The following is a 321-nucleotide window of genomic DNA, read 5'->3' on the forward strand; positions in this document are numbered from 1 at the left end:
GGGTGTGGGATGGCAAACAGCCAGTCGCCATTTATAATTCACTCTGCCGGTCGTATCCGTCACGTGCGTTCGCACCTTCCCCCGCTGCAGCTTGCTGTTTTGGCCGATCGACCTCTGCTGCACCGATTTGGCCGGGCATTTGACGGCGTGGCCAGCTGCGTTCCTGCAGGGTGCGGCGGAGGCGGGGTTGGCGGAGATCATGGCGATGGCGATTGCCGCATGCAGGTTGATACGGAGCATCGGAATTCACCCAGTTTAGCCGCGTGGAGATTAAATTTGGTCATGCCGATGTCAAGCCGTTCATGGCAACCGGGCGCCTCG

General features: G+C 60.1%; 1 protein-coding gene. It reads right to left on the reverse strand.

Annotated features, from left to right (window positions below; all coding sequences use genetic code 11):
- Window positions 1-240: hypothetical protein (locus AF337_RS44345; RefSeq protein ID WP_063844330.1), on the reverse strand; the 240-nt coding region annotated here is incomplete at its 3' end.
- Window positions 241-321: the final 81 nt, after the last annotated feature.

The organism is Rhizobium ecuadorense (assembly GCF_001187535.1).
Lineage (GTDB): Bacteria > Pseudomonadota > Alphaproteobacteria > Rhizobiales > Rhizobiaceae > Rhizobium > Rhizobium ecuadorense.